The organism is Lentzea sp. DG1S-22, assembly GCF_036321065.1.
Taxonomy (GTDB): domain Bacteria; phylum Actinomycetota; class Actinomycetes; order Mycobacteriales; family Pseudonocardiaceae; genus Lentzea; species Lentzea jiangxiensis.
Genome location: NZ_CP143276.1, coordinates 7,801,554 through 7,819,853 on the forward strand (window position 1 = coordinate 7,801,554; position 18,300 = coordinate 7,819,853).

Here is an 18,300-nt window from a genome sequence, read left to right on the forward strand (position 1 = left end):
CCGTGTGCCGCAACCCCTCGGGGGACCTGGATCGCGCCAGGCAGCGCACGTCACAGCGCCCGTGCCGACGGCGTGTGCGGGTTAGGGTGGGTCGTGGGCAACGACATCTCCTTCCCGCGCCAACAGGCGCGCACCCAGCGGTTCACCGTCGGCGCACCGAGGACCTTCGCGGTGTCGGCGGACGGCGCACGCGTCTTCTTCCTGCGCCCGGCCACGGCCACGAGCCGTGCGAACGGGCTCTGGGAGCTCAACACCTCCACCGGCGCCGAGCGGCTGCTCGCCGATCCGGCGGCGCTGCTGACCGACCCGGAGGACCTGCCGGCCGAGGAGAAGGCGCGCCGGGAGCGCACGCGTGAGTCCGGCGCGGGCATCGTCGGGTACGCGCTGTCCCGGGACGCCTCGGTGGCCTCGTTCGCGCTGTCCGGGCGGCTGTTCGTGGCCGACCTGGTCAACGGCGCCGTCCGGCAGCTGCCCACCGAGGGTGGCGTCATCGACCCGCGGGTCGACCCGACCGGGGAGCGCGTGGCCTACGTCACGCGCGGCACGTTGCGGGTCGTCGAGCTGGCGTCGGGCGAGGACTACGCCGTCGCCGTGCCGGACGGCGAGGACGTGACGTTCGGGCTGGCGGAGTTCATCGCGGCCGAGGAGATGTCGCGCTACCGCGGCTACTGGTGGGAACCGGGAGGCAAGCGCCTCATCGCGGCGCGGGTGAACAACGCGCCCGTGCAGCGCTGGTACATCGCCGACCCGGCGAACCCCGGCACCGCCGCCACCGAGATCGCCTACCCGGCGGCGGGCACGGCCAACGCCACCGTGTCGCTGCAGGTGGTGTCGCTGGACGGCACGTTCGTGCCGGTGCTGCTGGAGTTCGACTACCTCAACGACGTGCACTGGTCGTCCGGTGGTGCTCCGCTGATCACGACGCAGACCCGTGACCAGCGCACTCGCCGGATCCACGCGCTGACGCCCGACACCGGCGCCGTCACCGAGCTCGCTGTCGAGACCGACCCGGTGTGGCTCGAGGTCACCGACGGCGCTCCCGCCTGGACTCCGGACGGCCGCCTCGTGCGGATCGTGGGGGAGGGCGACGAGTACGCGCTGAAGGTCGGCCACGCGGTCCTCACCTCCGGGCTGCAGGTGCGCCGGGTGCTCGACATCGCCGACGACTCGGTCCTGGTCGCCGCGTCCGCCGACGACCCGACGCAGGTGCACGTCTACTCGGTCGGCGAGACAGTCGAGAAGATGTCCACTGAGGACGGTGTGCACTCCGCCATCCGCGGCGGGGACACGGTTGTGCTTGTTTCGGCCACTTTGGACAGTTTCGGCGCGCGCGTCCGGGTGGGCGACCACGAGATCGAGTCGTGGGCGGACACGCCGGTGATCAAGGCGTCCCCGCGGATGCTGACGCTGGGCGAACGCGGGATCAGGGCAGCGCTGCTGCTGCCGTCCGGCCACGTGCCGGGCACGAAGCTGCCGGTGCTGATGGACCCGTACGGCGGCCCGCACGCGCAGCGCGTGCTGTCGTCGCAGAACGCCTTCCTGGCCTCGCAGTGGCTGGCGGACCAGGGGTTCGCGGTCATCGTCGCGGACGGCCGCGGCACGCCGGGGCGTGGCCTCGCCTGGGAGCGCGAGATCGCGTTCGACTTCGCCGGCGTCACGCTCGACGACCAGGTGGACGCGCTGCACGCGGCCGCGGAGGTCGAACCCGACCTCGACCTCACCCGTGTGGCGATCCGGGGCTGGTCCTACGGCGGCTACCTGAGCGCGCTGGCCGTCCTGCGCCGCCCGGACGTCTTCCACGCGGGCATCGCGGGCGCCCCGGTCACCGACTGGCGCCTCTACGACACCCACTACACCGAGCGCTACCTGGGCCACCCGGACGAGAAGCCCGAGGTCTACGACTCCAACTCGCTCATCGCCGACGCGGACAAGCTCTCCCGCCCGCTGATGATCATCCACGGCCTGGCCGACGACAACGTGGTGGCGGCCCACACGCTGCGCCTCTCCAGCGCGCTGCTGGCCGCCGGTCGCCCGCACACCGTGCTGCCGCTCTCGGGCGTCACGCACATGACCCCGCAGGAACAGGTGGCGGAGAACCTGCTGCTCCTGCAGGTCGACTTCCTCAAGCAGTCCCTGGCCTGAGCAAGCGGAAGGGGCGCTTCCCGCGAACGGGAAGCGCCCCTTCCGAAGAACCTGAACCGTCAGGCCAGCGACTGCCGCACCCGGTAGGGCGGGATGCTGTTGCCCACCAGCGCCAGGTCGTCGATCGTCTCCGGCTCGTACCCGGCCGTCTTCAGGCGCTCGACCATGAGAGCGGTCGGGTCCTCGACGACGTCCGCGCGACCGAACAGGTACGCCCACTCGTGCTCGTCCGAGCCGTAGTACGCGACCGTGTCGAACACCTCGTTGAACCGCTGCCAGGAGCGGATCAGCGTGGTGTTGCGCCACATAGTCTGGCAACCGGACTGGTTGACGACGACGCCGCCGGGACGCAGCAGGGCCTTGCACATGCGCAGGAAGTCGGCGCCGTACAAGCGGTTGTGCTGCGCCTCCTCCTCACGCTCGTCGGGCAGGTCCACCAGCACGATGTCGTACTTCTCCGACGTCGTGCGGATGTACTCGAACCCGTCGATGTACTGCACGCGGATCGGGCCGTCGCCCTTCTCCGCGGCGGCCAGCTCCTCGACCGTGTAGCCGTACGGGAGGTGCTCCGCGCACAGTTTCACGGCCTGCTCGTCGATGTCGATGTGGTCGACCACCGAAGCACCGTGCTGAACGGCCATCTGGCACACGACGCCCTCGGAGGAGCCGATGACCAGCACGCGCTCGACGGTGTCGGCCAGCAGCAGCGCCGGCACCATCAGGGCCTCGTGGTAGGTCAGCTGGCTGAACTCCGTCGACTGGCGGTCGTCGTCGCAGAACAGCGACAACCCCTGGGCCGTGCGGGCGATCACGAGGTGCTGGAAGTCGGTTTTGGTGTCGACCACCACCTCGTCCACGCGCCAGTGGCGGGTCATGCCCTCGGCGAGTGGTTCGTTGATGACGTTCACGCGGCGTGCTCCTTGATGCCACGAGTGACGAGATCCGTGCTCACGTGAGCGGCGCCCAGTGCGTCAGCGAGTAGCTGCACGGCGAGCGCGGGTTTCGCACGAGTACCGCAGGTGAACACGTCGACGAACACCGAACCCACTTCCGGGTAGGTGTGGATCGAGGCATGGGATTCCGACAGCAAAGCCAGCACGGTGACTCCTTGGGGATCGAACTTCTTGGAGATCACCTCCAGCACAGTTGCGTCGGCCTGCGTGAGAACCTCACCGAGGGCGTGTCGCAAGAACTGCTCGTCGTCGAGCAGATCGGCACTCACACCCGAAAGCTCTGCAAGTACGTGCTGTCCCGCGAACAAACCGACGGTCTCCTCGGTCTGACAGGGCGCTTCGGACATCAATCACTCCAAACTATGTGAATTGCGACGGACTCAGATGCAGTACGTGGCCAGCGGCGGGAAGCCGTTGAAGCACACGGACGAGTAGGAGGAGGTGTAGGCGCCCGCGTGGAGGATGTCCACGTGGTCGCCCGCCTGCAGGTCGAGCGGCAGGTCGTAGCGGGTGTGCTGGTAGATCACGTCGTCCGCGTCGCACGTCGGACCCGCCAGCACGATCGGGCCGGTCTCGCCGCCGTCGCGCGAGGTCCGCAACCGGTACGCGATCGCCTCGCCCTCGGTCTCGGCGAGGCCCTGGTAGCGGCCGATGTCGAGGTAGACCCAGCGGCGCTCGTCCGAATAGGACTTCCGCGACACGAGCACGACCGACGACCGGATCATCCCGGCCTCGGCGGAGATCGCCCGGCCGGGCTCGATCATCACGCGGGGACGTTCGGCACCGAAGTGCCGGGCGAGCGAAGCCTCGATGGCGGAGGCGAAGGACTCGAGCGACGGCGTGGAGGCCTGGTACACGGCCGGGAGACCGCCGCCCAGGTTGACCGTCGTCGTCTCGATGCCCTCGGCGCGCAGCTTAGCGGCGATCAGGGCGGCGTCGGCGATGCCGGAGTCCCAGCCCTCCACGGAGAGCTGCTGCGAGCCCGCGTGGAACGCGACGCCGAGAGGAACGAGTCCCAACTCGTGCGCCAGCCGCAAGAGATCCGTCGCCATCTCCGGATCGCAACCGAACTTGTTGCCGAACGGGTACGTGGAACCCTTGCTGTGGACGAGAATCCGCACCAGCACGGCCGAGCCCGGCGCGTGAGCTGCTACGAACCGGACGTCCTGCTCGCTGTCCGACACGAACATCCGCACGCCGCGCGAGTGGGCGTACGCGATGTCAGCGGCCTTTTTGATGGGGTTGCTGTACGAGATCGACGACGGCGCGGCGCCGCGCGCCAGGCACAGGTCGATCTCCGCGGGCGACGCCACGTCGAAGTGCGCACCCTCGGCGACCAGCGTGCCGACCACGTCGGACTCGGGGTTCGACTTGACCGCGTAGTAGATGTCGACGGACGGCAGTGCGGTGCGGATCGCCTGGTAGCGGCCGCGAATCGTCTCGAGGTCGATCACCAGACACGGTGTCGACGGGTTCTCCTGGTCCAGGAAACGCCGAATACGAGCCTCTGCCTCGGTGCGCCGATGAACGGCGAAGCTCTCGGTCATTTCCCCAGGGTTCCCCCTTCATCCGCCCGCGTTCCGTACGCGGGCACGGCCGACCACTCTACGGCCTTGACACCGCAATCGCGCAATCCCGTCGAGCCGAGTGTGATTTAGCCAGCAGAACGAAGTTCGATCATCGTGATGTCCGGCGGGGCCCCGACGCGCACCGGCGGACCCCAGAAACCCGCGCCACGACTGGTGTAGAGCCACGTGTCGTCCACCTTCGACAGCCCCGCCGTGCTGGGCTGCTGCAACGGCACAAGGAAGTTGAACGGCACCATCTGTCCGCCGTGTGTATGGCCGGACAACTGGAGATCGACGCCGTGTGAAGAGGCGTCGCCGACCAGCACGGGCTGGTGCGACAAGAGGACTACCGGGTTGTTGCGGTCCCGTCCCGCCAGTGCCCGGTCGAAGTCCGGCCCGTCGTCGTACGACTTGCCGGTGACGTCGTTCACACCTACGACCTCGATGCCGCCGGCGACCGTCAACCCCTCGTTGCGCAACGGGTTCACGCCGAGCCTCTCGAGCTCCGCGATCCACTGCTCGTGACCGGAGAAGTACTCGTGGTTGCCCGTCACGAAGAAGCTGCCGTGCTTCGAGACGAGGTCCCGCAACGGTGCGGCGGCCTCGCCCAGCTCGGCGACGGACCCGTCGACCAGGTCACCGACGATCGCGACGAGGTCGGCCTCCTGCTCGTTGATCATCCGCACGATCCGTTCGGTGTGCGAACGCCCGAGCAGCGGCCCGAGGTGGATGTCGCTCACGACCGCGATGCGGAAACCCGACAGCGACGACTTGAGCTTGCCGAGTGACACGGGGACGTTCAGCATCCTCGGGTCGCCCAGCGCCTCGGTCATGCCGTAGCCGACGATGCCGCCCGCGGCGAGGCCGGAGCCGATCGCGACCGAGCGCGAGATGAACAGCCGCCGCGACGGGTCCGGCACGACCTCGACCGGTTCGACGGCCTCGGCGCCGGTGCCGACGGCGACCGGCGCGGCGGTCGCCCGCCTGAGCAGGACCCGGCGCGGCACCTCGGCGATCCCGAGCACGATCACCAGGTAGAACAGCACCGCGAGCCAGACGAACCCCGGCCAGGCGAAGAACTTCCCGTACTCCGGCGGCACCCTCCGCGTCACGACCAGGGCGCTCATCAGCAGCAGGAACGCGCCGACGATGGCCAGCGCGCCGACGCGGCGCCCGAGCGTGCGCGGGAGCGTTGTGTCCACGACCAGCCGACGCCACAGGTAGAGGTGACCGAGCGCGGTCGGAACTCCGAGGAGCAACAGGAAAATCACGACATCAGTATGCTTTTCCCTCTCGCGTGGGCGACCTTCGGTGCTCCCTTCGGGGAAGCGCGCTCACGTTCGGCACGCGCACCGTCACAACCGGTGCGACCCCCTTCCCCGCTCCGGCGAAAATCGCCGGCGAACCCGTGCAACCCGCCAGGCCCCAGGTGGCGTGACTAACCCGGCACCGCAGAAGGGGGAACCTGATGAGTGACCGGGACGCCGCGTTCCAGGAGTACTTCGCGGCCCGTTCCGACGTCATGCGCGGCACGGCATACCTGCTGTGCGGTGACTGGCATCGCGCGGAAGACCTCGTGCAACAGGCGTTCACGAAGCTGTACCTGGCGTGGCGCCGGATCGAGCGGCACGAGGCGCTGGACGCCTACACCAGGCAGGTCCTGGTGCGGACGTTCCTGTCCGAGCGGCGGCGCGGGTGGTTCCGGTTCGAGTCGGCGAGTGACGACCTGACCGACTCGGCCGCTCCACCGGGGACCTACCCCGAGGAACGGATGGTGCTGCTGGAGGCGCTGGCGAAGGTGCCTCCGAAGCAGCGTGCGTGCCTCGTCCTGCGGTACTGGGAGGACATGTCCGTCGAACAGACGGCCGTGGTCCTCAAGTGTTCGGAAGGAACCGTGAAGAGCCAGGCCGCGCGGGGGCTGCAGACGCTGCGCGGCCTGCTCTCGGAGCAGGAGAGGGTTCGATGAACGAACAGGACCTCAAGCGAGCTTTCCAGGACGTGGTGGTGGCGAGCAGCCCGCCGCCGTCGATGGATCCCGGCGTCGCGCTCGGCAGGGCGCACAAGGCCCGGTCGAAGCGGCGGGCGTCGATCACGGGAGCCGTGGTCGCCGTGCTGGTGGTGGGCGTCGGCCTCGGGTCGGCGTTCGCGCTGAACCCGCAGGGGGCGCAGGAGTACCTGACGGGGGCCGGGCCGAGCAGCTCCAGCTCGGGCATGCCCGACACGCAGTGGGGCGAGCAGTGGCCGGTCGGGCAGAGCGACCGGACGGCCACCAACGGACCGCAGGCGGACCGCGGCAGGCAGCTGCTGGAACTGGCGAAGGCGTCCGTGCCCGCCGGGTACGACACACCCGACCTGCAGTACCAGGACTCCGGGCCACGCGGCGACATGCTCCGCGGCCAGGCGCAGGTCTCGTCGAACAAGGGCGAGACGCCGGAGGTCTGGGAGTACACGGCGTACGTGCCGGTGCGCAAGGGCGACAAGGTCGGCCGGCTGACGGTGCGCGTGTCCACGCCGAACCCGAAGGACCAGGCCGATCCGTGCACGGTGCTCAGGCGGCCGGAAGGCGGCTCCGGAAGCTGCAAGACCTACGAGGTCGACGGGAAGCAGGTGGCGACCCTGCCCTCGACGAACCCCGCCATGCCCGCCGGCACCTGGGCGTCCTACCGGGCGGCCAACGGCTGGACGGTGACGGTCGGGCAGGAGGAGGAGTACGCCTACAGCGGCTATCCGAAGCTGGACGCGCAGCCGTTCTTCACGCCGGACCTGGCGGCGCTGGCGGCTGATCCGAAGTTCCTGCTCGGCAGCTGAGTTCGCGTTCGAGTCCGGAGGGCGGTCACGATCTGTGGCCGCCCTCTCTCGTTGCTCCTTTCGAGTGTTTTGGCAGGTAGAGTGCCGTCCGCAATGCGGACTCTGCTCATCGACAACTACGACTCGTTCACGTTCAACCTCTTCCAGCACCTGGCCGAGGTGAACGGCACCGAGCCCGTGGTCGTCCACAACGACGACCCGCGGTTCCGGCTGTCCTCGTTGAGGTCGTTCGACCACGTGGTGATCTCGCCCGGACCAGGCCGGCCCGGCAACCCCGCCGACTTCGGCCTGTGCCGCGCGGTGATCGACCACGCCGAGATCCCGTTGCTCGGCGTGTGCCTGGGACATCAGGGCCTGTGCCTGTCGTACGGCGCTGTTGTGGGGCCCGCACCCGTGCCGCGACATGGAATCGTTTCGCCGATAACACACACGGGCGTTGATGTTTTCGCTGGATTGCCGTCGCCGATGGAAGTCGTGCGGTACCACTCGTTGGCGGTCACGGACCTGCCTCCTTCCCTGGAAGCGATCGCTTGGAGCGACGACTCCGTTCTCATGGGCGTGCGCGCGCTCGACAGGCCCGCGTGGGGCGTGCAGTTCCACCCCGAGTCGATCTGCACGGAGCTCGGCCGCGAGATGCTCGCGAACTTCGCCGCGCTGACCCCGACGCGGACCGCCGCCGTCGCGGAGCCGCCGCCGGTTCGCGCGGAGGCCCAGAAGCGTCCTGTGCAGGTGCGGAGGCTCGACGTTGCCGTTGACGCGGAGGAAGCCTTCGCGGCGCTGCACGGGGCGTCTGAGGCCGCGTTCTGGCTGGACAGCGGCACCCGCGGTCGCTTCTCCTTCATGGGGGACGCGTCAGGGCCGCTCGCCCGCGTCGCGCAGTACTCCGTGCAGGACCACGTGCTCACGCTCGACGGCGAACGGCAGCACTGCCCGTCCTTCTTCTCGTGGCTGGACGACGACCTGTCGGAGTGGGGTGTCGAGCAGCCCGACGTGCCCTTCGACTTCGCCCTGGGCTGGGTCGGCTACCTCGGCTACGAGCTGAAGGCCGAGTGCGGCGGCGACTTCGCGCACCGCGCCGAACAGCCGGACGCGTCGTTCGTGTTCGCGGACCGCGCCGTCGTCATCGACCACGAAGAAGATCGCGTCTATTTGCTGTCGCTGACCGAGGACAACTGGTTCGACGAGGTTTCGGCGGTTCTGGCCGGTCTGTCGCCATTGGCCGAACCATCCCGTCCCGTCGTGTCCGACGTGACGTTGCGACATCCGCGCGCGCACTACTTGAAGCTGATCGGCGCCTGCCAGGAAGCGATCACCGCGGGTGAGACGTACGAGGCGTGCCTGACGAACATGATGTCGTGGCGTGCCCCGCTCGACCCGTGGGACACATATCGGCTGCTTCGAGCCGCAAATCCCGTTCCGTTCGGCGCACTGCTGCGTTTCGGTGACCTCTCCGTGCTCAGCACGTCACCCGAACGATTTATCCGTGTGCAGCGGGATGGCGTCGTCGAGTCGTCGCCGATCAAGGGCACGCGACCTCGCGGCGTTGATGCGGCGGACGACGAGATGTTGCGCACGACGTTGGCGCGATCGGTCAAGGACCGCGCCGAGAACCTCATGATCGTGGACCTCGTCCGCAACGATCTCGGCACCTGCGCGGAAGTCGGTTCCGTCCAGGTGACGCGGTTGTTCGACGTCGAAACCTACTCGACCGTGCACCAATTGGTGAGCACCGTGCGGGCACGGCTCCGGCCGGACAGTTCTGCCGTCCGATGTGTTCGGGCCGCGTTTCCCGGCGGTTCCATGACCGGTGCGCCGAAGATCCGGACCATGCAGATCCTCGACGGCTTGGAAGCCGGTCCACGCGGGGTGTACTCGGGAGCGCTCGGTTACTTCTCGCTCAACGGAGCAGCCGACTTCAGCATCGTCATCCGAACGCTGGTCGCGAACGGCGACCGGGTGACATTCGGTGTCGGGGGAGCGGTGATCTCGCTGTCCGACCCCGCCGAGGAATTCGAGGAGACAGCTGTCAAGGCCACTGCGGTGTCGCGCCTGTTCGGCGTGGACTTTCCAGGGCGTTGATCCCGCGTTCCGGGGATAGTGTGAACGAGCCGGAACGCGGTTTAACACGTCGGCCGGCGGTCCGGCCGACGTGTGGAAACCTCGCTGGTTTCAGCAGGTCAGGAGGCGTGAGCTTCCTGGAACTGCACGACCAGGTTCTGCGGAATGCGACCGCGGTCCGAGATCTGGTGCCCCTGTGCGCGAGCCCAGTCGCGAATGCGCTGTGCCTCTGCCTTGTCGCTGGCCTTCACCGTCGACTTGCCGGTGCCCTTGCGCTGCTTGCGGCCCCCCGCACGGCGAGCCTTGGCGACGAAGTCCGCCAGCGACTCACGAAGCCGCTCCGCATTTCCCTTCGACAGGTCGATGGCGTACTCGACACCGTCAAGTGCGAAGGTCACGGTCTCGTCGGCTTCTCCGCCGTCGAGGTCGTCGATGAGTTGGACGACGGTCTGCTGTGCCACTGTTCCTCCGTTGGGTACTCACATAGCACGCGGATCCTCGACGTAACCACGTGCTTCGACAACACCATAGTGCACATCGTGAAAAACGGCGAACCTTTCGCCGCTAAAATGTGACCCCAACCGCCCGGTCGGGGCATTTCCCCCGGTAAACCACACGGGTGTTATGGGTCCAAAATGTGCAGCTAGTCGTCTCACTTCGGCCCGTTGCTGGGCTTGCCGGACGCTTCCCCATTCCCGCTGACGGAGCAGCGTTGCGCATAACGCACCCGCGTCGGGTGCGGGTATCCTCCACATACCCGCACGGGTAGGGAAGGTCGGGAGCCGATGCACGGGTACACCGCGGACAAGGACGCATACCTCAAGCGACTGCGCCGCATCGAGGGACAGATCCGCGGTCTCCAGCGCATGGTCGAGAACGACGATTACTGCATCGACGTCCTCACCCAGATCTCCGCCGCCACGAAGGCCCTGCAAGCGGTCTCGCTCGGGTTGCTCGACGAGCACCTGAAGCATTGTGTGGCCCAGGCCGCGGCCGAAGGCGGAGCGGTGGCCGAGGAGAAGATCGCGGAGGCGTCGGCGGCGATCAGCCGCTTGGTCAAGTCGTAGGGACCCACGAGAAACCCGCTTGGGTGATCCGCTACAGTTCACCCTGCTACGCCCCCGTAGCCCAATCGGCAGAGGCAGCGGACTCAAAATCCGTCCAGTGTGCGTTCGAGTCGCACCGGGGGCACGATCTTCGGGCGAGGTGTGTCTGCGGAATGCGCAGACCATGCCTCGCTCGTGGTGTTTTCCGGGGGCCGAGCCCCCAGACCCCAGCCGGGGCGCTGCGCCCCGGACCCCAGCCGCGGTCGTCGCTTCGCTCGACCGATCACGCGATTCCACAGTGGAATCGGATCTTTCGATTCCTTGGTGATCAAGGCCGAACGGTGGATGTGGTGACCGGTGCGGGCCGCTACGGTCGTGCAGGATTCAACGATCGTGTGCGGGAGTCTTCGGTGGTCCGGAAGTCCTTGTCGCTTCTTCTCGTGCTGCTGGTGTGCGGGTGCACTGTGGAGGGTCAGTCGCGACCCGTGACGGCGCCGGTGCAGCTGCAGGTGCCCACGTTGGTCAACGACTCGCGTGGCGACGTGGCCGCCGTCGTTCGCGCGGTGGTGGACGGGCGGACCATCGAGCTCGACAGCGGGGAGCGGGTGCGGATCTCGCTGCTGGCGGCGCCGGCGGGGTGCTGGGCCGCGCAGGCCCGCGCGTTCGCCGAGAAGACGTTGGTGGGCAAGCCCGTTCGCGTCAGCGCTGTCACGCCGGGCGAGGTGAACGTCCGGCTGGAGGACGACACCGACTACGCGGCGCTCGCCGTTCGCGAAGGTGTGCTGAGGGCGCAGGACGCGGCCGGCTCGCTCTCCGACGCCGAACTCGGTGCCGCTCGCGCCGACCGCGGCCTGTGGGGAGCGCCGTGCAACGGCATGGACGTCGCACCCACCACGACCACGGTTCCGCCGTCTTCTCAGCGTGCCGAGCCCTCGACGTCGGTTGCGACCACTTCCGCGGCCGCGCCTTCGGTTCCGGTGACGACGACCGCGCCTCCCGCACCGACCTGTTCGGTGGCCTACCGGGTCGACGAGCAGTGGCAGGGCGGGTTCCGCAGCAGGATCACGATCAGGAACACCGGCGCGGCGGCGATCGGCGGCTGGACGTTGCGGTGGTCGTTCGCCGACGGGCAGAGCGTGCGGGAGATGTGGGGCGCGACCGCGTCGCAGCGGGGAACGGCCGTCACCGCGACCAGCGTCGACCACACCAAGACCATTCCGGCGCCCGGTGAGGTGACCATCGGGTTCATCGGGGCCTTCCGCGACAGGAACACCGCGCCCTCGTCGTTCACGCTCAACGGGACGGCCTGCGCGACGAGCTGACCGCGCCTGCTGTGAGCTGATCTGCTCACGGCAGAGAAAGCGGCGCACCGGCGGGCGTGCCCGGCATCGTCGGTGCCATGACCAACAACGAGAAGATGTTCAGCCCAGGGCTGAGGGAGCGGTTCTTCGGTCAGCGCGTGCTGATTCTCGACGGCGCGCTCGACGACGACAACGGCACTGTGCTCGCGACCCAGATGCTGTCGCTGGCGAGCGAGGACCCGCGGCAGGACATCGCGCTGTGGATCAACTCGCCGGGTGGGTCGGTGCCCTCGATGCTGGCGATCCGCGACGTGATGCGGCTGGTGCCGTGCGACGTGGCGACGCTGGCGCTGGGCCTCGCGTGCAGTGCCGGCCAGTTCCTGCTCTCGGCGGGCACGCCGGGCAAGCGGTTCGCGTTGCCGCACGCGCGAATCCTGATGCACCAGGGAAGTGCGGGCATCGGCGGCTCGGCCGTCGAGGTCGAGGTGCAGGCCGACGACCTGCGCCACACCAGGGACACGGTGCTCGGCCTCATCGCGGAGGACACCGGCCAGCCGTTCGACCGCATCTTCACCGACTCGCTGCACGACCGCTGGTTCACCACGGAACAGGCGCGCGAGTACGGCTTCATCGACCACGTGGTCAGCGACCTCGGCCAGGTCGTGCCCGTCCGCATGCACAAGCTGGGACTTCACTCGGGAGCCGTCGCATGAGCAGCTACACCATCCCCAACGTCATCACGCGCGACGCCCGCGGCGAGCGGGTCATGGACGTCTACTCGCACCTGCTGTCCGAGCGGATCGTCTACCTCGGCACGGGAATCGACTCCGGTGTGGCCAACGCGCTGATCGCGCAGCTGTTCCACCTGGAGGCGGACAACCCGGACCTGGAGATCAACCTCTACATCAACTGCGAGGGCGGGGATCCCTCCGCGATGCTCGCCCTGTACGACACCATGCGGTACATCAAGGCGCCCGTGGCCACCACGTGCGTCGGGCAGGCGGTGGCGGTGGGAGCGGTGCTGCTGGCGGCGGGGGCCGAGGGACGGCGGTCGGTGCTGCCCCATTCGCGGGTGGTGTTGCACCAGCCCGCCGCACAGGGGCGGGGCACCATCCCGGACCTCATCCTCGCGGCGGACGAGGTGGTGCGGGTGCGGGCGCAGATGGAGAACATCCTGGCCCGGCACACCGGGCGAGGCGTGGAGGAGCTGCGGCACGACACCGACCGGGACCGGGTGTTCGACGCTGCCGGGGCGGTGGAGTACGGGCTGGCCGACCGGGTGCTGGACCAGCGGGGCTGAGAAGCGCCCGGCCATGCCCTGTGAGGGGGCATCCCGCCCCTCGAGGTAAAGCCCTGATCACTGCGTCGGCGCCGAGCGCTGCCCGGCGGCGTTGGGTTCTGATGGCTTGCTGAGCCAGGCTGTGTGCATGGCCGCGTTGCGGCTGGTCGCGCCGCGGGCCTTCCCGGTGCGGGGTGAGGAGGCCGGCGTCGGTCAGGCCGCCATCGCCACCGGGCCCGAGGGGCGGCCCGTCGGGCGCGAGGTCTGGAAGTGCCCGCCGGCCCGGAAGGAGCTGGCGGAGCGGAGGTTGCGGACCTGACCGGCGATCCCGATCAGCAGGTCGGCCAGGTCGACGCCCAGCGCCCCCGCCACGGCGGCGATCATCTCGCTCGAGGGTTCCTTGCGGCCCCGTTCGATCTCGGACAGGTACTGCACCGAGATCCCGGCCCGTTCGGCCACGTCGACCAGGCGGTCGCCCCGTTCTTCCCGGGTCTCGCGCAGCTTGCGGCCCAAGGCCTCGCGCCACAGCGGTTCGGGGCGCGGTGAAGGACCGGGCTTGCGGTTGAAGTCCAGGATCTCCGCCATGTCGTCATCGTGACAGCACCCCGGCCACCCCGAAGAGCGGTTCTGCTACCAGCAGAAGTAGCAGGAGAAGACAGGTTGGCAGTGACTGCCAGACTGGCGTACGGTGACATCATGGGAGTCGACTTCGGGAAGCAGACGGTGCTGGTCACCGGGGCCAGTTCGGGCATCGGCGCGGAGTTCGCGCGGCAGCTGGCGGCGCGCGGGTCGGGGCTGGTGCTGGTCGCGCGCAGGAAGGACCGGCTGGAGGAGCTGGCCGGGCAGTTGCGCGCGGCGCACGGCGTGGAGGTGCACGTGGTGGCGGCGGACCTGGCCCAGCCGGGGATCGGGCAGCGGCTGGCCGAGGAGGCCGCCGGGTTCGGTGTCACGAGCGTCGTCAACAACGCCGGGTTCGCGAACTTCGGGCCGTTCCACGAGGAGGACCCGGACCGGTTGCGGCAGGAGGTCGCGGTCGACGTCAACGCCGTCGTCGAGATCAGCCGGGCGTTCATCGGACCGTTGCGCGCCCACGGTCACGGCTTCCTCGTCAACGTCGCGAGCATGGCGGCCTACCAGGCGTCGCCGTGGGCTTCGGTCTACGGCGCGGCGAAGGCGTTCGTCGTGAGCTTCACCGAAGGGCTGTGGGTGGAGTCGCGGGGGACCGGGTTGCGGGTCGTGGTGCTGTCGCCCGGTGCGACGCGGACCGAGTTCTTCGACGTCGCGGGCAGCGAGGAGATGGCGGGCGGGACCAGGATGCAGACGGCCGGCGAGGTGGTCGCGAGCGCCATGCGCGCATTGGAGCGGAGGGTCACGCCCGTCGGAGTGATCTCGGGCAGGACGAACCGGTTCCTGGCGTTCGCGTCACGCCACCTGACCTCGCGCGCCTTCAACGCTCGGATGATCGGGCGCATGGTCCGGCGCGGTTAGAGTGGGCGCATGGAGAAGGCGGCGACGTTGTGGGACCGGTCGCGCCGGGCCGTGGTCGCCGAGATCGTCGAGACGGCACTGGCCCTGTTCGCGGAGCAGGGCTACGAGGCGACCACGATGGCGCAGGTCGCCGCGAGGGCCGGTGTGTCGCAGCGGTCGCTGTTCCGCTACTTCGGCACCAAGGAGGACCTGGTCTGCGGTGAGCAGGACGCGCTCGGCGAGCTGCTGGTCCGCACGGTCGAGGAGCAGGCGCCCGAGGTGTCCACCTGGGACGCGCTGCGGGCCGGGTTCACGGCGATCCTCACGGCCTCGAACCACCCGCAGGAGCGGGTGCTGGAGATCTCGACGCTGATCTTCGGCAACGCCTCGCTGCGCGCGAGGTACTTCGAGAAGCGGCTGAAGTGGCAGAAGGCGCTCGTGCCCGTCGTCGAGAAGCGGATGGGCATCGAGCACGGCGAGATCCCCGACCCCGCGGCGATGGGTGTCATCGCCACGGTGTTCGCGTGCGTCGACACGGCCTCGGAGCTGTGGGTCCGCCACGGCGGCAAGGCTGATCCGTTCGAGCTGTACGAACGAGCGCTTGCCGCCGTGCGCGGTTAGACCGTCACTTCGGACTTCTTGCGGCGCAACCGAAGCGTGAACGCCACGACGAGCAACACCACGAGAACGGTGTAGGCGACCGCCGCGAACGGGCTCGTCACCAGCGCGCTGAGCGAGCCCTCGCTGATCTGCAGCGTGCGCCGGACCTGCTCCTCCGCCATCGGGCCGAGGATGAGGCCGACGACGAGCGGCGCGACCGGATAACCGTGGCGCCGCATGAAGAACCCGACCACACCGATCACCAGCAGCACGATCAGGTCGTCCACGACGAAGTTCACCGCGTAGGTGCCCAGCGCCGCGAACAGCAGGATGCCCGCGTACAGGTACGGCCGCGGGATCTGCAGCACCTTCACCCAGATCTTCACGAGGGGCAGGTTCAGCACGAGCAGCATCACGTTGCCGATGTACAGCGACGCGATCAACGCCCACACCATCGCGGAGTTGTTGGTGAACAGCAACGGTCCCGGCTGGATGCCGTAGCTCTGGAACGCCGCCACGATCACCGCGGCCGTCGCGGTGGTGGGCAGGCCGAGGGTCAGCAACGGCACCAGAACACCCGCCGCGGCCGCGTTGTTGGCCGCCTCCGGACCCGCCACGCCCTCGATCGCGCCCTTGCCGAACTCCTCGGGCCGCTTCGAGAGCTTCTTCTCCGCCGCGTACGACAGGAACGTCGACACGTCGGCGCCACCGGCCGGCACCGTGCCGATCGGGAAGCCGATGAACGTGCCGCGCAGCCACGGCTTCCACGAACGCGACCAGAAGCCGCGCGTCATCCACTTCCCGCCGATCGGGATGACCTCGATCGGCCCGTGCCGCAGCCGCGACGCCACGTACAGCGCCTCGCCGACCGCGAACACGCCGACCGCCACCACGACCACGTCGATGCCGTCGGCCATCGTCGCGATGCCGAGCGTGAAGCGCTGCTGCCCGGTCAGCGTGTCGGTGCCCACGAGCCCGATGAACAGGCCGAGTCCCAGCGACGCCAGACCGCGCACCGGCGAGGAGCCGAGCAGTGCCGCCACGGTCGTGAACGCCACCACCATCAGCGCCACGTAGTCGGCGGGGCCCAGCTGGACGGCGACGTCCGCGATGGTGGGCGCCAGCAACGTGAGCAGCACCGTGGCGATCGTGCCCGCCACGAACGAGCCGATGGCCGCCGTCGCGAGCGCGGCCGCACCGCGCCCGGCCTTGGCCATCTTGTTGCCTTCCAAGGCGGTCACGACCGATGCCGACTCGCCCGGGGTGTTCAGCAGGATCGACGTCGTCGAACCGCCGTACATGCCGCCGTAGTAGATGCCCGCGAAGATGATCAACGCGGCCGTCGGTTCCAGCGTGTAGGTCAGCGGCAGCAGCAACGCCACCGTCATCGCCGGGCCGATGCCGGGGAGCACGCCGACGGCGGTGCCGAGCGTGACGCCCAGCAGCGCGTAGAGCAGGTACTCGGGCTGCGCGGCGGTCGCGAAGCCCTCCATGAGGGCGGTGATGCTATCCATCGAGGAGCGGCACCCCTTCGAAGATCCCGGCGGGCAGCGACAGGCCCAGGCCGGAGGCGAACACGATCTGCACGACGAGCGCCAGCACCACCGCGATCGGCAGCGCCCGCCACCAGGTCGCGCCCAGGCTCCAGGCGGCGCCGAAGAACAGCAGCGCCGCCGCGACCGGCCAGCCGACCAGGTCGATCAGCACCAGGTGCGCGACGAGGACGGCCACCAGCTTGCCCACGGTGACCCAGTCGGTGCGGACGGTCTCGTCGACGTCCTCGGCCTCCTCGGCCCGCCCGAGCTTCCCGCGCGCGGTCGCGATGATCGCCGCGATGCCCGTCACGACGAGCAGGATTCCCACCGCGTAGGGGAACGCGCGTGGTCCGACGGCGTTGTCGTCGCGCGCGGCGATCGTGGTCGCGTCGAGGAGGGTGAAGACCCCGATCGCCGCGACCAGACCGCCGAACGCGTACTCCTCCGCTCTTTCAGCGATCACTTGACGAGCCCGATGTCCTGCAGAGCGGGCTTCACGCGGCCGATCTCCTTGAACAGGAACGTGGAGAACTCGGTGCCGGTCAGGAAGGTGTCGGTCCAGCCCTTCTTCTGCAGCTCCGCCTTCCACGCGTCGCTCGCGTGCATGTCGGTGACGAGCTTGGTGAGACGGGTCTTGGCCTCGGCCGAGATCGACGCCGGCGCCACGACGCCGCGCCAGTTGATCAGCTCGACGTTGAGGTCCTTGAACGTCGGCGCGTTCAGGTCGGGGTGCGGGTTCGGGCCGGACGTGCCCAGCGCGCGCAGCTTGCCCGCCTTGATCTGCTCCTTGTACTCGCCGACGCCCGAGATGCCCGCGTCGACCTTCTTGCCGAGCAGCGCCGCCAGCGACTCGCCGCCACCGGAGTAGGGCACGTAGTTCAGCTTGGCCGTGTCGATGTTCTTCGCCTTGAGCAGCATGCCGGCGAGGATGTGGTCGGTGCCGCCGGCGGAGCCGCCGGTGATCGAGACGCCCTTGCCCTTCTCGTTGACCGCGTTGAGCAGGTCGTCGATCGTCTTGTGCGGCGAGTCGGCGGGCACCACGACGACCTCGTCCTCGGCCGTCAGCCGGGCGATCGGCGTGGTCTCCTCCAGCCGGGTCTGCGACGCGTTGGTCTCCACCGCGCCGACCATGACCAGGCCGGTGATCATCAGGAACGACTCGGAGCGCTCCGAGCTGAGCTTCTGCAGACCGACCGTGCCGCCGGCGCCACCGACGTTGCTGACCTGCACGGAGTTCACGAGCTTCGCGCCGGTCACCGCCGACTGCATCGCGCGGGCGGTCTGGTCCCAGCCGCCACCGGGGTCGGCGGGCGCCATGATCTCCAGCTTGGCGATGGAGTCACCGCCGCCCGCGCCCTTCGCCCCCTGACCGCATCCCGCGAGCACCAGTCCCGCGGCGGCCACCGCCACGGCTCGTCTCCACGCCGTACCCATCGAACACTCCTCGCATCGTCGCGAACGTCGGGCGGGGACGCTAGGTAACGGGTGAGTGCACACGTAAGTGTTAGGTCGTAAGTTCCGTATTGGTCGTTTAGTTCGTGAC

General features: G+C 69.0%; 19 protein-coding genes and 1 tRNA gene. 11 read left to right on the top strand and 9 right to left on the bottom strand.

What is annotated here, in order from left to right; all coding sequences use genetic code 11:
- Positions 1-93 precede the first annotated feature (93 nt).
- Positions 94-2,142, top strand: coding sequence for a S9 family peptidase (locus tag V1227_RS37120; RefSeq protein ID WP_329789792.1), 2,049 nt, complete (start codon positions 94-96; stop codon positions 2,140-2,142).
- A gap of 59 nt (positions 2,143-2,201) precedes the next feature.
- Here the strand turns inward: V1227_RS37120 and V1227_RS37125 are convergent, their stop codons facing one another.
- The 4 genes from V1227_RS37125 to V1227_RS37140 form a co-directional block, all read right to left on the bottom strand.
- Positions 2,202-3,017 carry a spermidine synthase gene (locus tag V1227_RS37125; protein WP_090096058.1) on the bottom strand — a complete coding sequence of 272 codons (816 nt, stop codon included), beginning with the start codon at positions 3,015-3,017 and terminating at the stop codon, positions 2,202-2,204.
- A 29-nt stretch (positions 3,018-3,046) separates the two neighbouring features.
- Positions 3,047-3,442 (bottom strand): adenosylmethionine decarboxylase, encoded by a 396-nt coding sequence (gene speD / locus V1227_RS37130; protein WP_030466682.1) that lies wholly within the window; start codon positions 3,440-3,442, stop codon positions 3,047-3,049.
- Between the two features lie 33 nt (positions 3,443-3,475).
- A complete protein-coding gene (locus V1227_RS37135) occupies positions 3,476-4,642 on the bottom strand; it encodes a type III PLP-dependent enzyme (protein ID WP_329789793.1) in 1,167 nt (388 codons plus the stop codon).
- Positions 4,643-4,749: 107 nt separating this feature from the next.
- Positions 4,750-5,934, bottom strand: a complete 1,185-nt coding sequence (locus V1227_RS37140) for a metallophosphoesterase (RefSeq protein ID WP_329789794.1) — start codon at positions 5,932-5,934, stop codon at positions 4,750-4,752.
- Positions 5,935-6,131: 197 nt separating this feature from the next.
- Here V1227_RS37140 and V1227_RS37145 point away from each other — a divergent pair, with 197 nt between their 5' ends.
- The 3 genes from V1227_RS37145 (at position 6,132) to pabB (ending at position 9,550) form a co-directional block, all read left to right on the top strand.
- Positions 6,132-6,629: a SigE family RNA polymerase sigma factor gene (locus tag V1227_RS37145; RefSeq protein ID WP_329789795.1), complete on the top strand. Its 498-nt coding sequence runs from the start codon at positions 6,132-6,134 to the stop codon at positions 6,627-6,629.
- On the top strand, positions 6,626-7,471 hold the full coding sequence (locus V1227_RS37150; protein WP_329789796.1) for a hypothetical protein: 846 nt from the start codon (positions 6,626-6,628) through the stop codon (positions 7,469-7,471). Before V1227_RS37145 ends, V1227_RS37150 begins: the two co-directional genes overlap by 4 nt.
- A gap of 93 nt (positions 7,472-7,564) precedes the next feature.
- Positions 7,565-9,550 (top strand): aminodeoxychorismate synthase component I, encoded by a 1,986-nt coding sequence (gene pabB, locus V1227_RS37155; RefSeq protein WP_329789797.1) that lies wholly within the window; start codon positions 7,565-7,567, stop codon positions 9,548-9,550.
- A gap of 98 nt (positions 9,551-9,648) precedes the next feature.
- On the opposite strand, the gene V1227_RS37160 is transcribed toward pabB, so the two are convergent.
- Positions 9,649-9,990: a histone-like nucleoid-structuring protein Lsr2 gene (locus V1227_RS37160; RefSeq protein WP_030466676.1), complete on the bottom strand. Its 342-nt coding sequence runs from the start codon at positions 9,988-9,990 to the stop codon at positions 9,649-9,651.
- 324 nt (positions 9,991-10,314) lie between these two features.
- On the opposite strand from V1227_RS37160, the gene V1227_RS37165 reads away from it, so the two are divergent.
- From V1227_RS37165 to V1227_RS37185, 5 genes are all read left to right on the top strand, one after another.
- A complete protein-coding gene (locus V1227_RS37165; RefSeq protein ID WP_090095729.1) occupies positions 10,315-10,596 on the top strand; it encodes a metal-sensitive transcriptional regulator in 282 nt (93 codons plus the stop codon).
- Positions 10,597-10,646: 50 nt separating this feature from the next.
- Positions 10,647-10,720: transfer RNA gene (locus tag V1227_RS37170), tRNA-Leu, on the top strand.
- A 265-nt stretch (positions 10,721-10,985) separates the two neighbouring features.
- Positions 10,986-11,897: a cellulose binding domain-containing protein gene (locus V1227_RS37175; protein WP_329789798.1), complete on the top strand. Its 912-nt coding sequence runs from the start codon at positions 10,986-10,988 to the stop codon at positions 11,895-11,897.
- A gap of 77 nt (positions 11,898-11,974) precedes the next feature.
- The gene (locus tag V1227_RS37180) at positions 11,975-12,589 is read left to right on the top strand and encodes a ClpP family protease (RefSeq protein WP_236218160.1); all 615 of its coding nucleotides are present in this window, start codon (positions 11,975-11,977) and stop codon (positions 12,587-12,589) included.
- Positions 12,586-13,176 carry a ClpP family protease gene (locus tag V1227_RS37185; protein ID WP_329789799.1) on the top strand — a complete coding sequence of 197 codons (591 nt, stop codon included), beginning with the start codon at positions 12,586-12,588 and terminating at the stop codon, positions 13,174-13,176. Before V1227_RS37180 ends, V1227_RS37185 begins: the two co-directional genes overlap by 4 nt.
- Before the next feature lie 192 nt (positions 13,177-13,368).
- Here V1227_RS37185 and V1227_RS37190 read toward each other — a convergent pair whose 3' ends face one another.
- Positions 13,369-13,740, bottom strand: coding sequence for a helix-turn-helix domain-containing protein (locus V1227_RS37190; protein WP_329789800.1), 372 nt, complete (start codon positions 13,738-13,740; stop codon positions 13,369-13,371).
- A 111-nt stretch (positions 13,741-13,851) separates the two neighbouring features.
- On the opposite strand from V1227_RS37190, the gene V1227_RS37195 reads away from it, so the two are divergent.
- Positions 13,852-14,643 (top strand): SDR family NAD(P)-dependent oxidoreductase, encoded by a 792-nt coding sequence (locus V1227_RS37195; protein ID WP_329789801.1) that lies wholly within the window; start codon positions 13,852-13,854, stop codon positions 14,641-14,643.
- A 9-nt stretch (positions 14,644-14,652) separates the two neighbouring features.
- Positions 14,653-15,243: a TetR/AcrR family transcriptional regulator gene (locus V1227_RS37200; RefSeq protein WP_329789802.1), complete on the top strand. Its 591-nt coding sequence runs from the start codon at positions 14,653-14,655 to the stop codon at positions 15,241-15,243.
- Here V1227_RS37200 and V1227_RS37205 read toward each other — a convergent pair.
- The 3 genes from V1227_RS37205 to V1227_RS37215 are packed head-to-tail and all read right to left on the bottom strand — an operon-like array spanning position 15,240 to position 18,191.
- Complete coding sequence (locus tag V1227_RS37205) at positions 15,240-16,736, bottom strand: tripartite tricarboxylate transporter permease (RefSeq protein ID WP_329789803.1); 1,497 nt, start codon at positions 16,734-16,736, stop codon at positions 15,240-15,242. The two genes, V1227_RS37200 and V1227_RS37205, sit on opposite strands and share 4 nt — an antisense overlap.
- Positions 16,729-17,220, bottom strand: a complete 492-nt coding sequence (locus tag V1227_RS37210) for a tripartite tricarboxylate transporter TctB family protein (RefSeq protein WP_329789804.1) — start codon at positions 17,218-17,220, stop codon at positions 16,729-16,731. The genes V1227_RS37205 and V1227_RS37210 overlap by 8 nt, the downstream gene beginning before the upstream one ends.
- On the bottom strand, positions 17,217-18,191 hold the full coding sequence (locus tag V1227_RS37215; protein WP_329789805.1) for a Bug family tripartite tricarboxylate transporter substrate binding protein: 975 nt from the start codon (positions 18,189-18,191) through the stop codon (positions 17,217-17,219). Before V1227_RS37215 ends, V1227_RS37210 begins: the two co-directional genes overlap by 4 nt.
- Positions 18,192-18,300: the final 109 nt, after the last annotated feature.

Bases quoted from the DNA above. Each gene is read 5' to 3' on its own strand.
- V1227_RS37125 (WP_090096058.1), bottom strand. From the start codon at position 3,017: ATGACCCGCCACTGGCGCGTGGACGAGGTGGTGGTCGACACCAAAACC.
- V1227_RS37195 (WP_329789801.1), top strand. From the start codon at position 13,852: ATGGGAGTCGACTTCGGGAAGCAGACGGTGCTGGTCACCGGGGCCAGT.
- V1227_RS37180 (WP_236218160.1), top strand. From the start codon at position 11,975: ATGACCAACAACGAGAAGATGTTCAGCCCAGGGCTGAGGGAGCGGTTC.
- V1227_RS37145 (WP_329789795.1), top strand. From the start codon at position 6,132: ATGAGTGACCGGGACGCCGCGTTCCAGGAGTACTTCGCGGCCCGTTCC.
- pabB (WP_329789797.1), top strand. From the start codon at position 7,565: ATGCGGACTCTGCTCATCGACAACTACGACTCGTTCACGTTCAACCTC.
- V1227_RS37135 (WP_329789793.1), bottom strand. From the start codon at position 4,642: ATGACCGAGAGCTTCGCCGTTCATCGGCGCACCGAGGCAGAGGCTCGT.
- V1227_RS37215 (WP_329789805.1), bottom strand. From the start codon at position 18,191: ATGGGTACGGCGTGGAGACGAGCCGTGGCGGTGGCCGCCGCGGGACTG.
- V1227_RS37185 (WP_329789799.1), top strand. From the start codon at position 12,586: ATGAGCAGCTACACCATCCCCAACGTCATCACGCGCGACGCCCGCGGC.
- V1227_RS37200 (WP_329789802.1), top strand. From the start codon at position 14,653: ATGGAGAAGGCGGCGACGTTGTGGGACCGGTCGCGCCGGGCCGTGGTC.
- V1227_RS37165 (WP_090095729.1), top strand. From the start codon at position 10,315: ATGCACGGGTACACCGCGGACAAGGACGCATACCTCAAGCGACTGCGC.
- speD (WP_030466682.1), bottom strand. From the start codon at position 3,442: ATGTCCGAAGCGCCCTGTCAGACCGAGGAGACCGTCGGTTTGTTCGCG.
- V1227_RS37150 (WP_329789796.1), top strand. From the start codon at position 6,626: ATGAACGAACAGGACCTCAAGCGAGCTTTCCAGGACGTGGTGGTGGCG.
- V1227_RS37205 (WP_329789803.1), bottom strand. From the start codon at position 16,736: ATGGATAGCATCACCGCCCTCATGGAGGGCTTCGCGACCGCCGCGCAG.
- V1227_RS37190 (WP_329789800.1), bottom strand. From the start codon at position 13,740: ATGGCGGAGATCCTGGACTTCAACCGCAAGCCCGGTCCTTCACCGCGC.